This is a genomic window from Azospirillum formosense, assembly GCF_013340925.1.
Classification (GTDB): Bacteria; Pseudomonadota; Alphaproteobacteria; order Azospirillales; family Azospirillaceae; genus Azospirillum; species Azospirillum formosense.
In genome coordinates, this window is sequence record NZ_WHOR01000303.1 from 1 (window position 1) to 6,393 (window position 6,393).

A 6,393-nucleotide genomic window follows, 5' to 3' on the forward strand; every position below is an offset into this window, starting at 1 on the left:
GGTCGTAGAGTTCGAGCACCGCCGCCTGGACGGCAACCCCGACCACCCCCTTGCGAGCGGCAGAGTCAACCCGACGGCGCTCGACGCCTACAGCCAGGCGGCGGTGCTCGAACTCTACGACCCCGACCGCTCGCAGACGCCCCGCCACCTCGACCGGCCGGCGACCTGGGACGCCTTCACCGCCGCCGTCGCGGCACAGCGGGCCGACTGGCAGGCCGATGGCGGGCGCGGCGTGCGGCTGCTGACCGGCGCCATCACCTCGCCGACCCTGCTGCGCCACATCGACGCGCTGCGCCGCCAGTTCCCGGAGGTGCGCTGGCATGTCCACGAGGCTATCGGGTCCGAACGGCGCGAGGAGGGCACGCAACTCGCCTTCGGCCGGCCGCTGGCCGTCCATCCGCGCTTCGAGCGGGCGGACGTGGTGGTGAGCCTGGGCGACGATCCGCTCGGCACCGGCCCGGCGCAGCTGCGCAACGCGTTCGGCTGGGCCGCACGGCGGGCACAGGGACGCCTGCCCGACAACCTGCCCCGCCTGATGGTGGCCGAGGCCACGCCGACACCGACCGGCGCCGTGGCGGCCGAGCGGCTGCCGGTGGAAGCCGACCGCCTTTCGCTGCTGGCCCATGCGTTGGCCGGCGCGCTGTCCGTGCCCGGCACCGCGGGCGAGGTGACGCTGACCGAACGGGAGCGGGCCTGGGTGGTCGAGGCGGCCAGGCTGCTGCGCGGGCACGGCGACCGTGCCCTGGTGACCACGGGAACCGATCTGCCGCCGGAAGCGCAGGCCACGGCGCACCGCATCAACGCGGCGTTGCGGACGGGCGCGGTCGCCTACACCGCCCCGGTCACGGCAAACGCCGAGCCGCTTGCCGACCTCGTGCGCGCCATGGATGGCGGAGAGGTGCGCGCGCTGCTCATGCTGGATGTGAACCCCGCCTACACCGCGCCGGCCGACCTGGGCTTCGCCGAGGCGTGCGAGCGCGTGCCGTTCCGCCTGCACGCCGGGCTGCACGCGGACGAGACGGCAGCGCTCTGCCATTGGCACGCGCCGGTGGCGCACGCTCTGGAAAGCTGGGGCGACGGGCGGGCGGTGGACGGAACGGCAACCATCCTCCAGCCCACCATCCGCCCGATCTTCGGCGGGCGGCCCCTGGTGGAAATCACCGCCATGCTGACCGGCGATCCCTTCGCCGGGGCGCAGGCCTTGGTCCGGGACACGTGGCGCGACCGGCTGGCCGACGACACGGCGTGGCGGCGGGCGCTGCACCGGGGCTTCGTCGAGGGTACGGCGGAAGCGCCGGTGGAGGTGTCCCCCGTGTCCGGGAGCATCGCCGCGCCACCGGAGCCGGGCAGCGGCATCGAACTCACGCTGCGGCCCGATCCCTGCCTGTGGGACGGCCGGCGCGCCAATGTCGCATGGCTCCAGGAGTTGCCGAAGCCGATCTCCAAGATAAGCTGGGACAGCCACGCCGCGGTCAGCCCGGCGCTCGCCCGCGAGCGGGATCTGAAGGACGGCGACATCGTGGAGCTGGGCATCGGTGGGCGCACGCTGCGCGCCCCGGTGCTGGTGCAGCCCGGACAGGCGGAGCGTTCGGTCACGCTGTTCCTCGGCAACGGACGGCGCCGCGCCGGGCGGGTGGGCGATGGCGTGGGGGTGGATGCCTATGCGTTGCGCGGCTCCCGTGCGCCGTGGACGACGACTGGGCTGGAAATCCGCAAGACCGGCGAGCGCCGCCCGCTGGTCACCACCCAGCCGCACCATGAGATCGCCGAGGCCGAGCCGATCCGCGTGGTCACCCCCGACTCTCCGACGCTCAAGCCCATCGAGGAGACGCCGCCCAGCCTCTATCCCGACTGGTCCTATCCACAGAACGCCTGGGCGATGGCCATCGACACCGACCTGTGCATCGGCTGCAACGCCTGCGTCATCGCCTGCCAAGCGGAGAACAACGTGCCCCCGGTCGGACGCGAGCAGGTCGCCATGGGGCGCGAGATGCTGTGGCTGCGCGTCGATTCCTATTACGAGGGCGCGCCCGAGGATCCGCGCATCCACTTCCTGCCCGTCCCCTGCATGCATTGCGAGAAGGCGCCATGCGAGGTCGGCTGTCCGGTGAACGCCACCGTGCACAGCCCGGACGGCATCAACGAACAGGTTTACAATCGCTGCATCGGCACACGCACCTGCTCCAGCTATTGTCCCTACAAGGTGCGGCGCTTCAACTTCTTCGAATACGGCCAGATCGCCGCCGACCAGCAGGGTCTGCAATACAACCCGGACGTCACCGTGCGCGCGCGCGGCGTCATGGAGAAGTGCACCTACTGCGTCCAGCGCATTGCCCGCGCCCGCCAGGACGCCAAGCGCGACGGCCGCGACCCGGCGGCGATCGAGGTGCGCACCGCCTGTCAGGCCGCCTGCCCGACCGGCGTCATCGCGTTCGGCGATAAGAACCGTCCGGACAGCGCCGTAGCGAAAGCCCGCAAGGACGGCCGCGCCTACGCGCTGCTGGAGGAGATCGGCACCCGCCCGCGCACCACCTACCTCGCCCGCATCGGCCCCGCTCAGAGCCATGGGCGTCGCCGCGTGAAGGAGGCGTGACGCATGGCCGAGGGCAAGTCGCTTCCCGCCGATCTCAGCGACCGCGGCGTCACCGCGCAGATCGCCGGCGCCGTCCTGCACCCGCCGGGCTCGGGTTGGGCGTGGCTGGCCGTGCTGGGGGCAAGCGGCCTTCTGGTGGCGATGCTGCTGGTGTCGATCTTCTGGCTGTTCTTCAAGGGGGTCGGTGTCTGGGGCATCAACATCCCGGTCAACTGGGGCATCGCCATCTCCAACACCGTCTGGTGGATCGGCATCGGGCACGCCGGCACCTTCATCTCGGCGGTGCTGCTGGTGACCGGGCAGCACTGGCGCAACTCGCTGAACCGCTTCGCCGAGGCGATGACCCTTCTGGCGGCGACCTGTGCCGCCATGTACCCGGTGCTGCATCTGGGGCGGCCCTTCTACTTCTACTGGGTCATCCCCTACCCCAACGTCATGCATGTCTGGCCGCAGTTCCGCAGCCCGCTGGAATGGGACATGTTCGCCTTCTTCACCTACCTGACGGTCTCGCTGATCTTCTGGTACGTGGGCATGATCCCGGACATGGCGGCGCTGCGCGACACCGCCACCGGCCGGCGGCGGGTGGTGTACGGACTGATGGCGCTGGGCTGGCGCGGCTCGGCGGCGCACTGGGCGCGCTGGCGGCGCGCCTACGTCATCGTCGCGGCCATCGCCGTGCCGCTGGTGGTGTCGGTGCATTCGGGGGTGGCGCTGCTGTTCGCCGTCGGTCCCATTCCCGGCTGGCACAGCACGATCTTCCCGCCCTACTTCGTGCTGGGCGCGGTGTTCTCCGGCTTCGCCGTGGTGGTCATGCTGGCCATCGTGCTGCGCACGGTCTTCGGCTTCCGCAACCTGATCACCGACCGGCACATGGACCTGCTCGGCCAGTGGCTGCTCGCCACCGGGCTGATGACCTCCTACGGCTACGTCATGGACGCCTTCACCGCGTGGTACAGCGCCGAGCCGTTCGAGCGCGGCACGCTTCTGGACCGCGTGGCGGGGCCGTACGCGCTGTCCTACTGGTCGGCGGTGGTGCTGAACTTCGTGCCTCTGCAGATGCTGTGGCTGCCTCGGCTGCGGCGCACCATGCCCGTGATGTTCGCGGTGGCGCTGGCGGTGACGCTCGGCATGTGGTTCGAGCGCTACATGCTGGTCGAGAGCGCGCTGTCCCGGGATTTCCTGCCCTCCTCCTGGGGGCCGTACGTGCCGAGCCTGTGGGAGTGGATGCTGTTCTTCGGCCTTGTCGGGTTCTTCCTTTTCGCCTTCACGCTGTTCGTGCGCTTCCTGCCTGCGGTGCCCATCGCCGAGGTCAAGGAGGTGTTGCACGAGGAACGGGAGGGATAGATGCCCCGGCCGCTCCCCCTTTACGGCCTGATGGCCGAGTTCGACACGCCCGGCCGGCTGCTGGCCGCGGTGAGGCAGGCGCGGGCCGACGGCTACCGGCGGCTCGACGCCTACACGCCGATGCCCGTGAGCGGGATGGGCGAGGCGCTGGGCACCAACACCTCGCCCGTCGCCTGGGCGGCGCTGGCCGGGGGGGTGTTCGGCGGCGGCGGCGGCCTGTTCATGGAATGGTACGCCAACGTCGTCAGCTACCCCCTCAACATTGGCGGACGGCCCGAGGCGGCGTGGCCGGCCTTCGTGCTGCCGGCCTTCGAGCTGACCGTGCTGGGTGCCACGATCTTCGCCGCACTCGCCATGCTGGCGTTGAACCGTCTGCCGCGCCTCAACCACCCGGTGTTCGAGGCTCCCCGCTTTTCCGCCGCCGAGGTGGACCGCTTCTTCCTGTGCATCGAGGCCGCCGACCCCCATTTCCGGCCCGAGCGCACCCGCGCCTTCCTGGAGGCGTGCGGCGCGGTGTCCGTGTCGGAGGTGCCGGGATGAGAGCGGCCCCCGTTCTCCTCGCCGTCATCCTGCTGGCCGCCTGCGGCCAGCGCATGACGGAGCAGCCGAACCGCAGGGCGTTCGAGACGGCCGAGCGCCTGCCCGACCACCGCGTCAACCAGCCGCCGCCGGACGGTTCCGTGGCGCGCGACGAATTGGCGGCGGAGCAGGCGCTCGCCACCCGCCCGCGGCTGACCGCGGCCCTGCTGGCGCGCGGGCGCGAGCGCTTCGAGATCAACTGCGCGCCCTGCCACGCCCGCACCGGCGAGGGCGACGGCATGATCGTGCAGCGCGGCTTCCCCAACCCGCCCAGCTATTTCGAGCAACGGCTGGTGGACGCGCCGGACCGGCACTTCCTCGACGTGATGACCAACGGCTACGGCGCCATGTACTCCTATGCCGCGCGTGTGGCGCCCGCTGACCGCTGGGCGATCCTGGCCTACATCCGCGCTCTCCAGCTCAGCCGGCGGGTCGCCGCCGCTGATTTGCCGGACGATCTGCGCGCGAAGCTGGAGGGCAGCCCATGACGATCCTCCGTTTCCTGCTGGAATGCTGGCTGGCCGCCGCGATGGTGGTGCTGTGGCTGCCGGTCGGCGCGCTGGCGCTGCTGCTGATGGCCCGGCTGTTCCCCACCGGCTGGAGCCGGCCTCTGGTCACCGAGTTGACCGCCGTTACCGGCACGCTGCCTTTCGCGGCGCTGGCTGTCCTGCCGGTGCTGCTGGGCGCGGGCCTGATCTACCCGTGGATGCGCGAGGGGACGCCGGAAAAGGCGTTCTGGCTGGCGCCCTGGTTCTTCGCCGGACGGACGGTGGTGTATCTGCTTGTGTGGTGGTTGCTGGCGCGATTGGCGATGCGGCCAAACATGGAGCGGGCGGCCGCCGCCGCCGGGCTGATCGTGCTGGGGCTGACCGTCACCTTCGCGGGCATCGACTGGATGATGTCGCTGGAGCCGGAGTTCGCCTCCTCCGCCTACGGCCTGCTGGTCCTGACGGCGGCAGCTCAGGCGGGGTTCGCGGCGGCGCTGGGCCTGCGCCTGCGCGACGGCCCGCCGCCGGAGCCGGAACAGCTCGGCCACATGGGTTCGCTGCTGCTGACGCTGGTGCTGAGCTGGGGCTACATCGCCTTCATGCAGTACCTCGTGGTGTGGTCCGGGAACAAGCCGCACCTCGTCTCCTGGTACCTGGCGCGCGGCGGGGCGCCGTGGGGATGGTTCGCCTGGGCGCTGGTGTTCCTCAAGGGCGTTCTGCCCTTCGCGGCGCTGCTGTTCCCGCCGGCCCGGCGCAGCCCGCGCGTGCTGGGCGCGTTGTGCCTGCTGATCCTCGCCGGGCACGCGGTGGACATGCTCTGGCTGGTGCTGCCGGCCTTCAAGGAGCACGCGGTCTGGCACCTGCCGCCGGCGCTCCTGTTCGGCGGTGCGCTGGTGCTGACCGGGCATGGCCTGCTGCGCCGGAAGAACCGATTGACGGAGGCGCCGGGCCATGGCTGACCTGGACGACCCCTCCCTGGACCGCACCTCCCTGGACCGCACCTCGCTGGAGCGTGGCCACGAGGTTGCCGACGTCCCGCCGCTCAAGCTGTTCGTGGCCGGGCTGCTGGCGCTGGCGAGCGTGGGCCTGGTCCTTCTGCTGGTCTGGGGCATGACGTCGCTGTTCCTCGGCATGACCGACCGGCTGCCGGTCGCGTCCATCGCCCACACCCCTATCGAGCCGCCGCCGCCACGGCTGCAAGGGTCGCCGGCCCGCGACCTCCAGGCGTTCCGCGCGGCGGAGGGCAAGGAGCTGCACACCCTCGGCTGGGTGGACCGTGGCGCCGGCCTCGCCCGCATTCCCATCGAGGACGCCATGGCGCTGCTGGCGAAGCGCGGCTGGCCGGAGGAGGGGAAATGATGCGGCTGCCGGCCCTGCTCGCTCTCCTGC

6 protein-coding genes are annotated in these 6,393 nt (G+C 71.4%); all 6 read left to right on the plus strand.

The window, feature by feature from the left end; all coding sequences use genetic code 11:
- A partial coding sequence (locus GBZ26_RS25585) for a 4Fe-4S dicluster domain-containing protein (protein WP_174441251.1) occupies nucleotides 1-2,593 on the plus strand: 2,593 nt, incomplete at its 5' end.
- Nucleotides 2,594-2,596: 3 nt separating this feature from the next.
- Nucleotides 2,597-3,937, plus strand: coding sequence for an NrfD/PsrC family molybdoenzyme membrane anchor subunit (nrfD, locus tag GBZ26_RS25590; RefSeq protein ID WP_174441252.1), 1,341 nt, complete (start codon nucleotides 2,597-2,599; stop codon nucleotides 3,935-3,937).
- Nucleotides 3,938-4,477: a DUF3341 domain-containing protein gene (locus GBZ26_RS25595; protein WP_174441253.1), complete on the plus strand. Its 540-nt coding sequence runs from the start codon at nucleotides 3,938-3,940 to the stop codon at nucleotides 4,475-4,477.
- A complete protein-coding gene (locus tag GBZ26_RS25600; RefSeq protein WP_174441254.1) occupies nucleotides 4,474-5,004 on the plus strand; it encodes a c-type cytochrome in 531 nt (176 codons plus the stop codon). The genes GBZ26_RS25595 and GBZ26_RS25600 overlap by 4 nt, the downstream gene beginning before the upstream one ends.
- The gene (locus GBZ26_RS25605; RefSeq protein ID WP_174441255.1) at nucleotides 5,001-5,963 is read left to right on the plus strand and encodes a hypothetical protein; all 963 of its coding nucleotides are present in this window, start codon (nucleotides 5,001-5,003) and stop codon (nucleotides 5,961-5,963) included. Before GBZ26_RS25600 ends, GBZ26_RS25605 begins: the two co-directional genes overlap by 4 nt.
- The gene (locus GBZ26_RS25610; protein ID WP_174441256.1) at nucleotides 5,956-6,363 is read left to right on the plus strand and encodes a hypothetical protein; all 408 of its coding nucleotides are present in this window, start codon (nucleotides 5,956-5,958) and stop codon (nucleotides 6,361-6,363) included. The genes GBZ26_RS25605 and GBZ26_RS25610 overlap by 8 nt, the downstream gene beginning before the upstream one ends.
- Nucleotides 6,364-6,393 lie beyond the last annotated feature (30 nt).

What these genes read in the sequence shown, in the direction of transcription:
- nrfD (WP_174441252.1), top strand. Translation starts at nt 2,597, where the DNA reads ATGGCCGAGGGCAAGTCGCTTCCCGCCGATCTCAGCGACCGCGGCGTC.
- GBZ26_RS25610 (WP_174441256.1), top strand. Translation starts at nt 5,956, where the DNA reads ATGGCTGACCTGGACGACCCCTCCCTGGACCGCACCTCCCTGGACCGC.
- GBZ26_RS25595 (WP_174441253.1), top strand. Translation starts at nt 3,938, where the DNA reads ATGCCCCGGCCGCTCCCCCTTTACGGCCTGATGGCCGAGTTCGACACG.
- GBZ26_RS25605 (WP_174441255.1), top strand. Translation starts at nt 5,001, where the DNA reads ATGACGATCCTCCGTTTCCTGCTGGAATGCTGGCTGGCCGCCGCGATG.
- GBZ26_RS25600 (WP_174441254.1), top strand. Translation starts at nt 4,474, where the DNA reads ATGAGAGCGGCCCCCGTTCTCCTCGCCGTCATCCTGCTGGCCGCCTGC.